Raw genomic sequence first — 14,941 nt, 5'->3', positions numbered from 1 at the left:
CCCGGTTGACCGGGACACCCGCCGTTGTTCGTGCGAGATCCGACCTGGCGTCAGCTCAGGCCCGATCCGTGATCAGTCGATCAGAACCCGCCGCCGAAGTCCTCGCCGCCACCGGGGCCGGCCGGTGCGGCCTTCTCCGGCTTGTCGGCCACGACGGCCTCGGTGGTGAGGAACAGCGCCGCGATGGACGCAGCGTTCTGCAGCGCGGACCGGGTGACCTTGACCGGGTCGTTGATCCCCGCGGCGAGCAGGTCCTCGTAGACGTTGGTCGCGGCGTTCAGACCGTGACCGATCGGCAGGTTGCGGACCTTCTCCGCCACGACGCCACCCTCGAGGCCGGCGTTGATCGCGATCTGCTTGAGCGGAGCATCGAGCGCGACGCGCACGATGTTCGCACCGGTCGCCTCGTCGCCCTCGAGGACGAGGTCGGCGAAGGCCGTCTTGCCGGCCTGGATGAGCGCGACGCCACCACCGGCGACGATGCCCTCCTCGACGGCAGCCTTCGCGTTGCGGACGGCGTCCTCGATGCGGTGCTTGCGCTCCTTGAGCTCGACCTCGGTGGCCGCGCCGGCCTTGATGACGGCGACGCCACCGGCCAGCTTGGCGAGGCGCTCCTGGAGCTTCTCGCGGTCGTAGTCCGAGTCCGAGTTCTCGATCTCGGCGCGGATCTGCGCGACCCGACCCGCGATCTGAGCCGCGTCGCCCGAGCCCTCGACGATGGTCGTCTCGTCCTTCGTCACGACGATCTTGCGCGCCGTGCCGAGGACCTCGAGGCCCACCGTGTCGAGCTTGAGACCGACGGTCTCCGAGACGACCTGGCCGCCCGTGAGGATGGCCATGTCCTGCAGCATCGCCTTGCGGCGGTCGCCGAAGCCCGGAGCCTTGACGGCGACGGACTTGAACGTGCCACGGATCTTGTTGACGACGAGCGTGGCGAGAGCCTCACCCTCGACGTCCTCGGAGACGATGAACAGCGGCTTGCCGGCCTGGATGACCTTCTCCAGCAGCGGCAGCAGGTCCTTGACGTTCGAGATCTTGGACTCGACGAGCAGGACGTACGCGTCCTCGAGGACGGCCTCCTGACGCTCCTGGTCCGTGACGAAGTACGCCGACAGGAAGCCCTTGTCGAAGCGCATGCCCTCGGTCAGCTCGAGCTCCAGGCCCAGGGCGCTGGACTCCTCGACCGTGATCACGCCCTCCTTGCCGACCTTGTCGAGGGCCTCGGCGATGAGCGCACCGATCGCCGTGTCACCGGCGGAGATCGAGGCCGTGGCCGCGATCTGCTCCTTGGTCTCGACCTCGACGGCCTGCTTCAGCAGCTCGGCCGTGACAGCCTCGACGGCCTTCTCGATGCCCTTCTTGAGGGCGATCGGGTTGGCGCCGGCAGCGACGTTCCGCAGGCCCTCGCGCACGAGCGCCTGGGCGAGCACGGTCGCCGTGGTGGTCCCGTCGCCCGCGACGTCGTCCGTCTTCTTGGCGACCTCCTTGACGAGCTCGGCGCCGATCTTCTCGAACGGCTCCTCGAGCTCGATCTCCTTGGCGATGCTCACACCGTCGTTCGTGATGGTGGGCGCACCCCACTTCTTGTCCAGGACGACGTTGCGGCCCTTCGGGCCGAGCGTGACCTTGACGGTGTCGGCGAGGATGTTGAGCCCTCGCTCGATACCGCGACGGGCCTCCTCGTTGAAGGCAATGATCTTGGCCATGGGGCTGTGATCCTCCACTGTGGCAATCGGGTGGTCAGTAGGTGCCCGCGACGGACGGCCCGCACCGCGACGGTCATGTCCCGTCACTGCCCGAACCTCACCTGACGACCAGGGTGATTCTGTCACTCTCTACCTGAGAGTGCTAAGTCCATGGTTAGCACTCGGCACCGGAGAGTGCAACCTGCCTCCGCCGCCGGCGAACACGCTCCGAACCGCGCCGACCAGGGCAGGCGCAGTGCTCTCAGCTGCCCGCAGCTGCCTGCAGCTGGCCGCTGCTGGCCTCAGGTGCCCGCAACCGGCTCCGGGGCGAGGTCCGGCATCCGGGTGAGGCCGAACCGGGACCGCAGCACCCGACGCGCAGCGTGCCAGCCGGCCATGCCGTGCACCCCGGGTCCTGGCGGCGTCGACGCCGAGCAGAGGAGCACGCCCGGGATCCCGAGCCGGTACGGGTCGACGGCGAGGCGGGGCCGGGCGAGCAGCCGGTACGCCGTCACCGCCCCGGACCCGATGTCACCGCCCGGGTAGTTGGCGTCGTGCTCGCTCATCCGCGCGGCGGGGACGGCACGCGAGGCGACGACGACGTCACGGAAGCCCGGTGCGAACCGCTCGACCTGCGAGACGACCGCCTCGGTCACGTCGAGGGTCGAGCCGGCCGGCACGTGCGCGTAGGTCCACAACGGTCGCAGGCCTGTCGGGCCGAGCCGCGAGCGATCAGCCACGGTGGGGTCGCTCACGAGCACGACGGGGTGCCGCGCGTGCCGTCCGGCGGCGACGTCACGCTCGGCCTGCGCGAGCTGCGCACGACTCCCGCCGAGGTGCACCGTCCCGGCGCGCCCGACCTCGGGATTCGCCCACGGGACCGGGCCCGAGAGCACCAGGTCGACCTTGGCGACCCCGTTCCCGTAGGGGAACCGTGTGAGGGCTCGCGCCCGTCCGGGCGGAAGGCGCCGGCCGAGCACCCGGACCGCGGTGCGCGGGGTCGTGTCGAGGAGGTACGCGCGGGCCCGCGGCAGCTCGTCGAGGTCGTCGACGGTGACCCCGGTGATCAGCTCGCCGCCGTGCGCGCGCAGGTCGGCGACCAGCGCGTCGGTGATCGCCCGGCTCCCGCCGCGCGGGACGGGCCACCCGCCCACGTGTGCGAGGGTCGCCAGCAGCAGCCCGGTGCCGGCCGCTGCGGCCGACGGCTGCCGGGTGCTGGCGTGGGCGCCGACGCCGGCCAGGAGTGCCGGTGCGACGTCGGAGTCGAACCTCGTGCCCACGGCGACCTGCTCGACGACGGCCGCCATGAGACGCAGCGCCGTCGGACCGTGCGCGAGCGGACCGTCGGCACCTCGGGCCCGGTCCCCGAGGACGACCTCCATGAGTGCCTCGGCACGGTCGACGAACGGTCGCAGCAGCCGGCGCCAGGCGCGGCCGTCGACGCCGAGTCCCTCGGCGGTCCGCTCGAGCGACCGGTAGGCAACCCCGGCACGACCGCCGTCGAGCGGGTGCGCGTACGCCGCATCCGGGTGGAGGAGCTCGACCCCGCGGGCCGCGAGGTCGAACTCCCGCAGGAACGGTGAGGCCGCCGCCAGCGGGTGCACGGCCGAGCAGAGGTCGTGCACCATCCCTGGTGCCAGACCGAGGTCGAGGGTCCGCGCACCGCCGCCAGGTTCCGGCTGTGCCTCGACCACGAGCACCGACAACCCGGCTCGTGCGCACGTGACCGCGGCTGCGAGCCCGTTGGGCCCGCTGCCGACGACCACGACGTCAGGGCTCAGAGCGGTCGGACCTGCTCGGCCTGCGGTCCCTTGCTGCCCTGACCGAGCTCGAACTCCACGTCCTGGCCCTCGTCGAGGGTGCGGAACCCGTCCGTCTGGATCGCGCTGTAGTGCACGAAGAGGTCGTTCCCTCCGCTGGCCGGGGTGATGAACCCGTAGCCCTTCTCCGCGTTGAACCACTTGACGGTGCCCTGGGCCATGTCACGCTCCTCGAGTCGACTTCACGCCGCGTCCGCCCGATGCCTCACGGCACCGGGACGGCGGCGTTGTCGGGTGAGCCTAATGGGTCCCCCGGCGCGCGCGGGAGACCGCCCGGGTGGTCGCGCCGGTCGATCGGCGCGACCGGGTCAGGGGGTGTAGTCCTTCGTCAGGACGATCGAGATCGTCGTGCCCGCCTTGGCCGGGTCCAGCGTCACGGTGGAGATCTTCAGCGCCGTGGCCGCGGCACGCGCCGTGGCCTCGAGCTTCGCGGTCGCATAGAAGACGGTGGACGTCGTCGGTGCCGTGCCCGTGTAGTTGCCGGTCGTGATCGACGTGAACCCGGCGGTCTTGAGCGCAGCTTCACCCTTGGCCGCGAGCCCGCTCGTCTTGGTCGCGTTGAGGACCGACACCGCGGTGTGCAGGTCAGGCGCGGCGGGCGTCGTGGCCGATGGCGTCGTGGCCGGCGTGGTGCTCGTGGCCGTCGTCGATGGCGCTGTCGGCGTGTCGCTCGTCGCCACCGACGGGAGGGTCGAGCCGGCAGCCAGGCCGGTATCGCCCCCGGTGCCCGTGAGGAGCGTCACGACCCCCCCACGCGATCGCCGGGAAGAGCACGATCACCAGGAGGAACGGCCACACACGCGTCCAGACGGATCGCGCCCGTCGGTGGACGCCGCGCGGACCGGCATGCGCGTCGACGGCGTCGAACTCGTCGGCTGGGTACGGGTATCTCGCCTTGCTCACGCCCGACAGGCTAACGGACGCGACTACGCATCGACGCCCAGACGTCGAGCGGTCCTGGCGCGCTGCCGCGTCGAACGCATCCGACGCAGCCGCTTGACGAGCATCGGGTCGTGCTCGAGCGCGGCCGGCGAGTCGATGAGCGCGTTCAGCACCTGGTAGTAGCGGGTCGCCGACATGTCGAACAGCTCACGGATCGCCTGTTCCTTGGCACCGGCGTACTTCCACCACTGGCGCTCGAACGCGAGGACCTGCTGGTCGCGCTCCGAGAGGTCGCCGATCTCATGGGCGCCCTCGCGGACCGCCTGCACCGTGGCGTCCATGGAACCTCCTGCTCGCAGCCGTGCGTGGTGCGGAACCCCTGCACCGACGCCCCTCATCGTAGGACCGAATGACATGGCTGTCATTCCTTCGTCCGACCCGTCCCGATCCCGTCCGTCGCCGCCGCCGACGGCTACTCTCACCGGGTGGACAGCCCTCACCGCCACCCCGACCCGACGACGGCGGGCCCTGAACCGACCGCCGCCGACCTCGCGTACCTGGCCGGCCTGATGGCGCCCGACTGGGCGTCCGCGATGCTGCCGGTCGCCCCGCAGGTGCGCGCGATGGGCACGTTCCTCCGGGCCGAGATCGCCGCCGGACGAGGGTACCTGCCGGCCGGCCCGGACGTCTTCCGCGCGTTCCGCCGACCGCTCTCCGAGGTCCGCGTGCTGATCGTCGGTCAGGACCCGTACCCGACCCCCGGGCACCCCATGGGGTTGTCGTTCTCGGTCCAGGCCGACGTACGCCCGCTCCCCCGGTCGCTCGCGAACATCGTCACCGAGCTCGGGGCCGACCTCGGGGTGGCACCGCCGACGTCGGGCGACCTGAGCGCCTGGGCCGACCAGGGGGTGATGCTGCTCAACAGGGTGCTGACGGTCGCACCCGGCGCGCCCGCCTCGCACCGCGGCAAGGGGTGGGAACCGGTCACGCTCCGTGCGGTCGACGCGCTCGTCGCACGCGGCGGCCCGCTCGCGGCGATCCTCTGGGGACGGGACGCCCAGTCCCTCGTCCCCGCGCTCGGCTCCGTGCCGTTCGTCTCGAGCGTCCACCCGAGCCCGTTGTCCGCGCACCGCGGGTTCTTCGGCTCACGGCCGTTCTCGCGTGTCAACGCCCTGCTCACGGAGCAGGGTGGCGCACCGGTCGACTGGCGACTGCCCTGACACCCGGGCACTGTCGGCGCAGACTGGACCCGTGACCACGCACGACGCCCTCCCATCCGCTGCCACGCCATCCGCCACCACGCCACCGCCGACGTGGACCCGCTACGTCGCGCTCGGCGACTCGTTCACCGAGGGGCTGTGGGACGTCCCGTCCGACGGCGCCCTCTGCCGCGGGTGGGCCGACCTGCTCGCAGGCCACCTCGCCGCCCGCCAGGACGCCGCCGGTGCACCGCCGCTCGCCTACGCGAACCTCGCCGTGCGGGGCCGACTGCTCCGGCCGATCCTGCGCGAGCAGGTGCCCGCCGCGCTGTCCCTCGAGCCCGACCTCGTGAGCCTCGTCGGCGGCGGGAACGACATGCTGCGCCCCGCCGCGGACCCGGACCGCCTCGCCCGGGACCTCGAGGCCGCGGTCGCGCGGTTCCGGGCCGCAGGCGCGGACGTGATCCTGGCGACGGGTGTCGACACCGCGGAGAGTCCTCTGGTGCGCCGGACCCGGAGCAGGGTCGCGGTGCTCAACGCTCACGTGTGGTCGATCGCCCGACGGCACGGCGCGGTCGTCGTCGACCTGTGGGGCATGAGGTCGCTCCGGGACTGGCGGATGTGGAGCGACGACCGCATCCACCTGACCACCGAGGGGCACCGTCGGGTCGCCCAGGCCGCTCTCGTCGCCCTCGGGCTGAGCCCGGACGACCCTCGCTGGGACGAGCCGCTCGCGCCGGTCCCCGCACCGCCCCGGTCGCAGCAGCTCCGCGAGGACGCCGAGTGGGTGCGCGAGCACGTCGTCCCCTGGATGACGCGGCGGCTCCAGGGCCGGTCCTCCGGGGACACCCGGGTCGCGAAGCGCCCCGAGCTCGCACCGGCGCTGGACCTTCCCCTGGTGGACGCACCGACGGCCGAGTGAGCCCGGTGCGCGAGGGGAGCCGCCGGTCAGGATTGAACTGACGACCGTCCGCTTACAAGGCGGGTGCTCTACCACTGAGCTACGGCGGCGCGGGGTCGCACGACGTGCGGCGACCCCGGTACAGAGTACCGAGGTCGCCGCCGTGCCCGTGCGTCCCGTCGTCGGGCGGGTCAGCCCTTGGCGGCAGCCTCGATGTCCGCCTTCAGCACACCGGCGCTGGTCCAGTTGCCGGACCACTCCTTGCCGTCGATGTAGACGGTCGGCGTCCCCCTTGACCCCGTCCTTCGTGGTGGCCTGCTCGGTCGCCTTGGTGACCCAGTCGGTGTAGGTCCCCTTCGAGAAGCTGTCGATCACGGACTGGCTCACCCCGGCCGCCTTCGCACGCGTGGCGAGCTCGGCGTCGCTGAGGCCCGCACTTCCCTCGGCGGGCTGGTCGGTGAAGAGCGCGTCCCAGTAGGCCACGAAGTGCGCGGGATCACCGTTCGCGACCGCAGCGACGCTCTGCGCCGCCCGCGTCGAGTAGTTGGTCGTGGAGGACGCGTCCAGGATCGCGATCGGGTGGTAGTCGAGCACGATCTTGCCGGCGGCCTGCAGCGCGTCGAGGTCGGCGTGGTTGACCTTCTCGAAGTTCCCGCAGTTCGGGCAGATGAAGTCGGCGTAGACCGACACGACCGGGACCCCGGTGGTCGTCTTGATCGTGTCGCCGGACAGGGGGGCCGGCTCCCCCTTCGTGATCGGGATGCCGCCGCTGATCGTCGTCCCCGCAGGGCGCGCGACGTCCGCGAGCAGCGGCTTGTTGCCCTGCCCGAGGATGTAGACGACGACCACCACGAGCACGAGCAGCGCGGCACCGAGCCCGCTGATCGCGAGGATGCGGTTGCGCCGTTCCCTCTTCTTCTGCTCCGCTCGCAGCTGCTGGGCCTTGATGCGCGCCTCGTCTCGGCGCTGCGCCTTGGTCGGGCGCGGGTCGTTCGGCATGGGGTTCCTCGTTCCGTCATGGAGTGCTCAGGGTGATGGGGGTGCGTCTCACGCCAGGGCGACGGGCGGACCTCGGTGCCGGTGCGCGCCGTGAGTGCGGCGCACCGGGACCCAGGAGCGGAGCGGTCCGGCGACCGGGCACGACCGAACCGGCGGGAGGACCGCGGTGCGCTCGACGGGCCGACCCGCGAGCACCGCCGCGGCGGCGCGCCGGGCAGCCCGCACGGCCCGGGCGACGAGACCGGCGAGCGTCGCTCCCCCACCGAGCAGCACCAGGTCGACCAGCAGGGTGCCGAGGGCGATGCTCGCGACCACACCGCCGCCCGGCGTCACCGCGAAGGTTCCCTCCGGGCACCCGGCCGAGTCCCGCAGCAGCGCCAGGTGCACGCCGAGGAAGCCCACCGGACCGCTGACCGGGACGCACGAGTCGAGCACGACCTGCCCCCAGCCGAGCGCGCGCGCGGTCAGTCCCACAACTGCCGTCAGCAGCACGGCGGCACCGGCCGCCCGGCGGACACCGTGCGCCGCGGTCCAGGTCGCAGGAGCGCGCATGACGCCAGCGTACGGGGTAGGTCTGGAACCCGGCCGTGCGAGCTCGTGGCACGGCGGCTCACACCCCGGGGAGGGTCCCCACCGGCAACGGCCACCAGTCGACCGGGGACCCGACGAGGACCGCGACGACGACCAGCAGCGCTCCCGCGAGCGCCAGGAGCGTGAGCACCGCCGCGCCGCCCCGCCCGGGCGCGACGGCGGCGAGCGCCCAGCGTGCACCGATCCGCGTGGTCCCCGAGCCAGGTCCCCACCAGGTCGTCAGGAGACCACCGATCATGCCGATCGCCAGGGTCACCGCGAGCGTCACGTCGGTCCCCGTCCCGGAGCCGACCGTCAGCGTCCAGCCGCGACCGGGCGACGTCGGCCCTGTCGCCCACCAGCGCAGCAGCCCGGCCAGGAGCACCATGACGCTGGCGCCGACCAGCACCGACGGCACGAGACCGACGATCGCGCGCACGGTGTGCCACGGAGCCAGGAGCACCGCCCGCGCCCCGTCGGACCTCCGTGCGCCGAGCCGCTCCCGTCGCGCGTGCCAGGCCTCCGCGGCCGTCCCGACCGTACGGGCGAGCACCAGCGCGGCCACCAGCGCGATCAGCGTCACCCCGGGGTAGCGCATGGAGCCCGCCACGGCGAGGAGACCGAGGGCGAGCACCGACCCGCGGCGACGGTCCGGGGCGCGCGGGGCGTCCTCGCCGTCGAACCTCGCGCCGTCGTCACCCCCGAAGGTCTGGCCGTCCACGGCGTCGCCGTCCCAGCGGTCGCCCTCGTCGCGCACGGTCCCACCCCAGGGCGCCGGTCGACCGGCCGCCGGGCCGGGCCACGTCCCGCCTGGTGCCACCGGAACCGTCGCCGCCGTCGGCGCCACCGTCGCGCCGCCGAGCACCGCCGTCGCGTCGCCGGGCCCGAGCACCCGGGTACGACCGTCGTGCTCAGGCCCCGCCGACGACGCGGGCACCGCCCACGCCGGGCCTCCCGCCACGTCCGACGGGCCGAGCTGCTGCGTCGGGAGGTCCTCCTCGGGGTCCTCGGCGGCGCGCCGGAGCGCGCTGACCACCTCACGGGGTGGGCGACGTGCCGCGACCTGCGGTGCGAGCGCGGACCGCAGGGCGCCGGCGGTGACCGGTCCGAGGCCGTCGAGGTCCGGCTCCCCGGAGCGCGCCCGGGCGAGCACGACCTCGACGGGCCGCACCCCGAAAGGCGCGCGCCCGGTGGCCGCGAACGCGAGCACCGCGGCCCAGCCCCACCAGTCGCTCGTCGCTGTCGGGTCCGCGCCGTCGAGCAGCTCGGGCGGCAGGTACCCCGGCGTGCCGGCGACCAGCCCGACGCTCGTCACGCGCGCGTCGTCGGCCGCCTGCGCGATCCCGAAGTCGATCAGCACCGGCCCGTCCGCCGTCAGCATGATGTTGCTCGGCTTCAGGTCCCGGTGCACGACGCCGGCCGCGTGCACCGCGACGAGGGCGTCCGCGAGCCCGTCCGCGAGATCGGCGAGCGCGTCCGGGGCCAGCGGCCCGGTGAGCCGCACCCGGTCCTCGAGGGTGTCGCCGTCGACGAGCTCGGTGACGATGAAGGCCTCGGTCGAGTCGGCCTCGGCGTCGAGGACCGCCGCGACGGCCGGGTGCCGCAACCGCTGCAGGGCCGCCGCCTCACGTCGCAGGCGGTCCCGCGCGACCGGGTCCGCACCGATGTGCGGGTGCAGGAGCTTGAGCGCGACCGTGGTCCCGCCGCCGTCGACCGCTCGGTAGACGGTCCCCATGCCGCCCGACCCGAGCGGGGCCAGGATGCGGTATCCCCCGACCTCGGAACCGGGCGCCAGACCGATGCGCTCCATGGCCTCACGCTAGCCGCCCGGCCTCGGGAACAGCCGCAACCGCGCGGTCAGCAGACGGGCACGGTAGCCTCAAGAAAACCCCAAGGAGCTGATGCCTGGTGCCCGTTGACGGTGATGACTTCCTCGTCGTAGCGAACCGAATGCCCATGGACCTCACGATCGCGGAGGACGGTTCACACACCTGGAGCCGGTCGCCAGGTGGCCTCGTGACCGCTCTCTGGCCCGTCATGCAGGAGTCGTCGGGTGCGTGGGTCGGATGGTCGGGTGCCACCGACGTCGAGCTCGCGCCGTTCGACTCCGACGGCATGCGGCTCGTCCCGGTCGAGCTGAGCACCGCCGACCTCGAGGACTACTACGAGGGGTTCTCGAATGACACCCTCTGGCCGCTGTACCACGACGTCATCACACCGCCGACGTTCCACCGGCAGTGGTGGGACGCGTACCGCAGGGTCAACCAGCGCTTCGCCGACGCCGCCGCCTCCCACGCCGCCGAGGGGGCCGTGGTCTGGGTCCACGACTACCAGCTCCAGCTCGTCCCGGCGATGCTCCGCGCGGCACGGCCGGACCTCCGGATCGGGTTCTTCCTCCACGTCCCGTTCCCCGCCGTCGAGATCTTCAGCCAGCTGCCGTGGCGCAAGCAGGTCGTCGACGGTCTGCTCGGGGCCGACCTCATCGGGTTCCAGCGGGTCGGCGACGCCGCGAACTTCGTCCGCTCGGTCCGTCGGCTGACGGACCTGTCGACGCGCGGTCAGGTCATCACCGTGCCGACCGACGATCACGACGACGCCGCCGCGGCGCACCAGGCACCGCACCACGGGACGACAGCCGCACGCCCCGCGACCCGCCACGTCCGGGCCGCCGCGTTCCCCATCTCGATCGACTCGGCGCGCTTCGACGCCCTCGCCCGCACGGCGGAGGTCCAGCAGCGGGCCCGCGAGATCCGCCGCGAGCTGGGCGACCCCACCGTCCTGCTCCTCGGCGTGGACCGCCTCGACTACACCAAGGGCATCCGCCACCGGATGAAGGCGTTCGGCGAGCTCCTGCGGGACGATCGGCTGCAGGTGCCCGAGGCCACCCTCGTCCAGGTCGCCAGCCCGAGCCGCGAGAACGTCAGCGCGTACCAGCAGCTCCGCGAGGACGTCGAGCTGCTCGTCGGCCGGGTCAATGGCGAGTTCGGGGCGCTCGGGCACGCCGCGATCCACTACATGCACCACTCCTACCCGATGGAGGAGATGGCGGCGCTCTACCTCGCGGCGGACGTCATGCTCGTGACCGCGTTGCGCGACGGCATGAACCTGGTCGCGAAGGAGTACGTCGCCGCGCGGTCGGACGAGCGCGGTGCTCTCGTCCTGAGCGAGTTCACCGGCGCGGCCGACCAGCTCGCCGGGGCGATCCTCGTGAACCCGCACGACATCGACGGGCTCAAGGACGCGATCACCTACGCCGCGCACCTGGACCCGCGGGAGTCCCGCAAGCGCATGCGTCGGCTGCGCCGCAACGTCCTCGAGCACGACGTCGCGATGTGGTCCTCCGAGTTCCTCGCGGTCCTGACGGCCGTGCCGGCGCGGGTCGCCGTGCCCGCAGGCCCGGCCGCACCGGCGTCGCCGCTCGACGCCGCCCTGACGGGGTTCGCGCAGACGGCCCACGACGGCGGCCCCGTGCTCGTGGCGCTCGACTTCGACGGCGCCCTCGCCCCCCTGCGTGACGACCCGGAGGGCAGCCGCGCGCTTCCTGAGGCCGTGACGGCCCTCGCACGCCTGGGCGCCCATCCGGGCGTCCGGCTCGCCCTCGTCTCCGGTCGCGGGGTCGCCGACCTCGCCGACAAGGCGGAGGTGCCCGACGGCACGGTGCTGGTCGGGAGCCACGGCGCCGAGCGTGCGCGCTGGGAGGACGGGACGCTGCACCGCGAGGACCTGGTCCTCGAGCCTGCGGCGGCGGCCCTGCTCGAGGAGCTGCGTGCGGGGCTGACCGCGCTGGTCGCCGGCACCACCGCACGCGTCGAGAGCAAGCCGGCCTCGGCCGTCCTGCACACCCGCGGCTGCGACCCGGACGTGGCCGCGCGGCTCACCGCCGCGGCGCTCGCGCTCGGAGACCGCCCCGGGGTCGACGCGATGCACGGGAAGGACGTCGTCGAGCTCGCGGTCCTCACCGTCACGAAGGGCGACGCCCTCGCCGGCCTGAGGCACGACCTGGGCGCCCGTGCCCTGTTCTACGCGGGTGACGACGTCACCGACGAGCGCGCCTTCCGCACGCTCCGCCCGGAGGACGTCACGGTGCGGGTGGGTCCCGGCGACACCGCGGCACGGTTCAGGGTCGACGATCCCGACGGGCTCGCGGCGGTGCTGCTGAGGCTGGCGGACCTCCTCGTCGACGGCCCGATGTGACGATCCTCACCGCGATCGGCACCGGTGTGGCACCATGGACCCGTCGCACGGACGCCCCCGACCTCCCGGGACGGGTCGCCCGTGTCGGTGTCGAGGTCGACACCTGACACTCCCATTCACGACGGATCGTCCGGCACGTACCTGCCGGTGAAGGGATCTACCTGCCATGGCAACTGTGACTTTCGACAAGGCCACCCGGATCTACCCGGGGACCGAGCGCCCCGCGGTCGACGCGCTGGACCTGCACATCGAGGACGGTGAGTTCCTCGTCCTCGTCGGGCCCTCCGGGTGCGGCAAGTCCACCTCCCTGCGCATGCTGGCCGGACTGGAGGACGTCAACGCCGGCCGCATCCTGATCGGCGACCGCGACGTCACCGACGTGCAGCCCAAGGACCGCGACATCGCGATGGTCTTCCAGAACTACGCCCTGTACCCGCACATGACCGTCGCGGACAACATGGGCTTCGCCCTGAAGATCGCGGGCATGCCGAAGGCCGAGATCCGGACCCGCGTCGAGGACGCCGCCAAGATCCTCGACCTCACCGAGTACCTCGACCGCAAGCCGAAGGCCCTCTCGGGTGGCCAGCGTCAGCGTGTCGCCATGGGTCGTGCGATCGTGCGGAACCCCCAGGTGTTCCTCATGGACGAGCCGCTGTCGAACCTCGACGCCAAGCTCCGCGTGCAGACCCGCTCGCAGATCGCCTCGCTGACCCGTCGGCTGGGCGTCACCACGGTGTACGTGACGCACGACCAGACCGAGGCCCTGACCATGGGCGACCGGATCGCCGTCCTGAAGGACGGTCTCCTCCAGCAGGTCGGGACGCCGCGCGACATGTACGACACCCCGGCGAACGTGTTCGTCGCCGGCTTCATCGGCTCCCCGGCCATGAACCTCGGGACCTTCCCGGTGCTCGACGGCCTGGCCCAGGTCGGCTCGGCGAAGATCGCCGTCCCGCGCGACGTGATCGCCGGCTTCAAGCCCGAGGACAAGAACAGCATCACCCTCGGCTTCCGGCCCGAGTCGCTGGACCTCGTCGCGAGCCCGACCGCCGACTCGCTCCCCGTCGAGGTCAACATCGTCGAGGAGCTCGGCTCGGACGCGTTCGTCTACGGCTCGCTGCTCGACCAGAACGGCAAGCCGTCGCAGAACATCAGCTCGGGTGCCGGTGACGCACAGATCATCGTGCGCGTCGACCCCCGCCAGGTGCCGAAGATGGGCTCCACGATCCACGTCCGGATCCGCCCGGCCGAGGAGCACCTGTTCCGCGCGGGCACCGGCGAGCGCATCGCGACCGTCTGACACCATCGCGTACGCTCGACGAGGGGCGGGGACGGCTGCGAGCCGAACCCGCCCCTCGCGGTGTCCAGGGGCCCGGCAGGACCCGACGGGCGCCGGCGCACCCGTGTGTCACCAGGAAGGACCGGGATGGCCCAGAGCCTCCAGATCACCGCGGCGTCGCTCGACCCCGCTCTCCTCGACCTCCCGTGGGACCACCCTCTCGAGGAGTGGCCCGCCGAGGTCCTCGCCGCGCTGCCTCGCGGCATCTCCCGGCACATCGTCCGGTTCGTCAAGCTCTCCGGCCGGGTGATCGCGGTCAAGGAGATCGGCGAGTCGGTCGCCTACCGGGAGTACGAGCTCCTGCGTCAGCTCGGGCGGATCGACGTCCCGAGCGTCGTCCCCGTCGGTGTCGTCACCGGGCGGACGGACAGCGAGGGTGAGCCGCTCGAGGCCTGCCTGATCACCGAGCACCTGCAGTTCTCGCTCCCGTACCGCGCCCTGTTCAGCCAGGCCCTGCGGGCCGACACCGCCACCCGACTCATCGACGCCCTGGCGGTCCTGCTCGTCCGGCTCCACCTGGTCGGCTTCTACTGGGGTGACGTCTCGCTCTCGAACACCCTGTTCCGGCGCGACGCCGAGACGTTCGCGGCGTACCTCGTCGACGCCGAGACCGGGGACCTGCACCAGCGACTCTCGGCAGGGCAGCGCAACTACGACCTCGAGATCGCCCGGGTGAACATCATCGGCGAGCTCATGGACCTCCAGGCGGGCGAGTTCCTCGAGGAGTCGGCGGACGCGGTCGCGATCGGCGAGATGCTCGTCGAGCGCTACTGCGACCTGTGGACCGCGCTGACCGACGTCGAGATGTTCGACGCCCACGACCGTTGGCGGGTCGCCGCGCGCATCGAACGGCTGAACAACCTCGGCTTCGACGTCGGCGAGCTCGACATCACGACGGACGTGGACGGCACTTCGCTGCGCATCCAGCCCAAGGTCGTCGACGCGGGCCACCACTCCCGCCGGCTCATGCGCCTGACCGGCCTCGACGTGCAGGAGAACCAGGCGCGGCGCCTGCTCAACGACCTCGACACGTACGCGGCCGACCAGGACCGCCAGGGCGAGGACGAGGAGTTCGTGGCCCACGACTGGCTCACCACGGTGTTCGAGCCCGCGGTGCGCGCCGTGCCCCGCGAGTTCCGTGGCAAGCTCGAGCCCGCGCAGGTGTTCCACGAGCTCCTCGACCACCGCTGGTACCTCTCGGAGCAGCAGGGTCGGGACGTCCCGATGTCCGAGGCGGCCGCGAGCTACGTCGCCACGATCCTCCCCGGGCGGCCCGACGAGCGCGCCGTGCTCGGGGTCGACACCGAGGCGTTCCCCGTCCTCCTGGAGTGACGGCGCTGCCCCCGGTGGTC

Annotated in this window: 14 protein-coding genes, 1 tRNA gene and 1 pseudogene; 6 read left to right on the top strand and 10 right to left on the bottom strand. The window is 72.6% G+C overall.

Translation table 11 applies throughout. The features are described from left to right. Window positions 1-80 precede the first annotated feature (80 nt). From groL to LJB74_RS13245, 6 genes are all read right to left on the bottom strand, one after another. Window positions 81-1,706 carry a chaperonin GroEL gene (groL, locus tag LJB74_RS13270; protein WP_259308984.1) on the bottom strand — a complete coding sequence of 542 codons (1,626 nt, stop codon included), beginning with the start codon at window positions 1,704-1,706 and terminating at the stop codon, window positions 81-83. A 281-nt stretch (window positions 1,707-1,987) separates the two neighbouring features. Beyond that, window positions 1,988-3,451, bottom strand: coding sequence for an NAD(P)/FAD-dependent oxidoreductase (locus LJB74_RS13265; protein ID WP_259308983.1), 1,464 nt, complete (start codon window positions 3,449-3,451; stop codon window positions 1,988-1,990). Window positions 3,452-3,462: 11 nt separating this feature from the next. After that, window positions 3,463-3,666: a cold-shock protein gene (locus LJB74_RS13260; RefSeq protein ID WP_259308982.1), complete on the bottom strand. Its 204-nt coding sequence runs from the start codon at window positions 3,664-3,666 to the stop codon at window positions 3,463-3,465. A gap of 147 nt (window positions 3,667-3,813) precedes the next feature. Continuing rightward, entirely contained in the window at window positions 3,814-4,077 is a 264-nt protein-coding gene (locus LJB74_RS13255; protein WP_259308981.1) for a LytR C-terminal domain-containing protein, read from the bottom strand. Between the two features lie 13 nt (window positions 4,078-4,090). Next, entirely contained in the window at window positions 4,091-4,408 is a 318-nt protein-coding gene (locus LJB74_RS13250) for a hypothetical protein (RefSeq protein WP_259308980.1), read from the bottom strand. 23 nt (window positions 4,409-4,431) lie between these two features. Continuing rightward, window positions 4,432-4,728, bottom strand: coding sequence for a DUF3263 domain-containing protein (locus LJB74_RS13245; protein WP_259308979.1), 297 nt, complete (start codon window positions 4,726-4,728; stop codon window positions 4,432-4,434). Window positions 4,729-4,956: 228 nt separating this feature from the next. On the opposite strand from LJB74_RS13245, the gene LJB74_RS13240 reads away from it, so the two are divergent. Both LJB74_RS13240 and LJB74_RS13235 read left to right on the top strand, forming a co-directional pair. Next, on the top strand, window positions 4,957-5,607 hold the full coding sequence (locus LJB74_RS13240; RefSeq protein ID WP_396125232.1) for a uracil-DNA glycosylase: 651 nt from the start codon (window positions 4,957-4,959) through the stop codon (window positions 5,605-5,607). Between the two features lie 31 nt (window positions 5,608-5,638). Beyond that, a complete protein-coding gene (locus tag LJB74_RS13235; RefSeq protein WP_259308978.1) occupies window positions 5,639-6,508 on the top strand; it encodes an SGNH/GDSL hydrolase family protein in 870 nt (289 codons plus the stop codon). 17 nt (window positions 6,509-6,525) lie between these two features. Here LJB74_RS13235 and LJB74_RS13230 read toward each other — a convergent pair. Together LJB74_RS13230 and LJB74_RS20880 are read right to left on the bottom strand one after the other, a co-directional pair. Continuing rightward, window positions 6,526-6,597, bottom strand: a tRNA-Thr gene (locus LJB74_RS13230). A 241-nt stretch (window positions 6,598-6,838) separates the two neighbouring features. Then, a pseudogene (locus tag LJB74_RS20880) lies at window positions 6,839-7,177 on the bottom strand (DsbA family protein); the annotation flags it as partial. On the opposite strand from LJB74_RS20880, the gene LJB74_RS13225 reads away from it, so the two are divergent. Continuing rightward, window positions 7,067-7,522, top strand: coding sequence for a hypothetical protein (locus LJB74_RS13225; protein ID WP_259308977.1), 456 nt, complete (start codon window positions 7,067-7,069; stop codon window positions 7,520-7,522). The pseudogene LJB74_RS20880 and the gene LJB74_RS13225 overlap by 111 nt on opposite strands. A gap of 12 nt (window positions 7,523-7,534) precedes the next feature. Here the strand turns inward: LJB74_RS13225 and LJB74_RS13220 are convergent, their stop codons facing one another. Both LJB74_RS13220 and LJB74_RS13215 read right to left on the bottom strand, forming a co-directional pair. Then, entirely contained in the window at window positions 7,535-8,038 is a 504-nt protein-coding gene (locus tag LJB74_RS13220; protein WP_259308976.1) for a hypothetical protein, read from the bottom strand. A gap of 58 nt (window positions 8,039-8,096) precedes the next feature. Then, entirely contained in the window at window positions 8,097-9,866 is a 1,770-nt protein-coding gene (locus LJB74_RS13215) for a serine/threonine-protein kinase (protein WP_259308975.1), read from the bottom strand. A 140-nt stretch (window positions 9,867-10,006) separates the two neighbouring features. Here LJB74_RS13215 and otsB point away from each other — a divergent pair, with 140 nt between their 5' ends. From otsB to LJB74_RS13200, 3 genes are all read left to right on the top strand, one after another. Beyond that, window positions 10,007-12,250, top strand: a complete 2,244-nt coding sequence (otsB, locus tag LJB74_RS13210; RefSeq protein WP_396125231.1) for a trehalose-phosphatase — start codon at window positions 10,007-10,009, stop codon at window positions 12,248-12,250. A 166-nt stretch (window positions 12,251-12,416) separates the two neighbouring features. After that, on the top strand, window positions 12,417-13,550 hold the full coding sequence (locus LJB74_RS13205) for an ABC transporter ATP-binding protein (protein ID WP_259308973.1): 1,134 nt from the start codon (window positions 12,417-12,419) through the stop codon (window positions 13,548-13,550). Between the two features lie 126 nt (window positions 13,551-13,676). Beyond that, complete coding sequence (locus LJB74_RS13200; protein WP_259308972.1) at window positions 13,677-14,921, top strand: DUF4032 domain-containing protein; 1,245 nt, start codon at window positions 13,677-13,679, stop codon at window positions 14,919-14,921. The last annotated feature ends 20 nt before the right edge of the window (window positions 14,922-14,941 follow it).

The organism is Cellulomonas sp. P24, assembly GCF_024704385.1.
In the GTDB taxonomy this organism is placed as follows: domain Bacteria; phylum Actinomycetota; class Actinomycetes; order Actinomycetales; family Cellulomonadaceae; genus JAJDFX01.
The sequence above is the reverse complement of the archived record's forward strand: the minus strand, read 5'-3'. Positions and strand labels throughout refer to the sequence as shown.

Coding starts and splice junctions, on each gene's coding strand:
- groL (WP_259308984.1), bottom strand. CDS start 1,706: ATGGCCAAGATCATTGCCTTCAACGAGGAGGCCCGTCGCGGTATCGAG.
- LJB74_RS13260 (WP_259308982.1), bottom strand. CDS start 3,666: ATGGCCCAGGGCACCGTCAAGTGGTTCAACGCGGAGAAGGGCTACGGG.
- LJB74_RS13245 (WP_259308979.1), bottom strand. CDS start 4,728: ATGGACGCCACGGTGCAGGCGGTCCGCGAGGGCGCCCATGAGATCGGC.
- LJB74_RS13240 (WP_396125232.1), top strand. CDS start 4,957: ATGGCGCCCGACTGGGCGTCCGCGATGCTGCCGGTCGCCCCGCAGGTG.
- LJB74_RS13220 (WP_259308976.1), bottom strand. CDS start 8,038: ATGCGCGCTCCTGCGACCTGGACCGCGGCGCACGGTGTCCGCCGGGCG.
- LJB74_RS13215 (WP_259308975.1), bottom strand. CDS start 9,866: ATGGAGCGCATCGGTCTGGCGCCCGGTTCCGAGGTCGGGGGATACCGC.
- otsB (WP_396125231.1), top strand. CDS start 10,007: ATGCCCATGGACCTCACGATCGCGGAGGACGGTTCACACACCTGGAGC.
- LJB74_RS13205 (WP_259308973.1), top strand. CDS start 12,417: ATGGCAACTGTGACTTTCGACAAGGCCACCCGGATCTACCCGGGGACC.
- LJB74_RS13200 (WP_259308972.1), top strand. CDS start 13,677: ATGGCCCAGAGCCTCCAGATCACCGCGGCGTCGCTCGACCCCGCTCTC.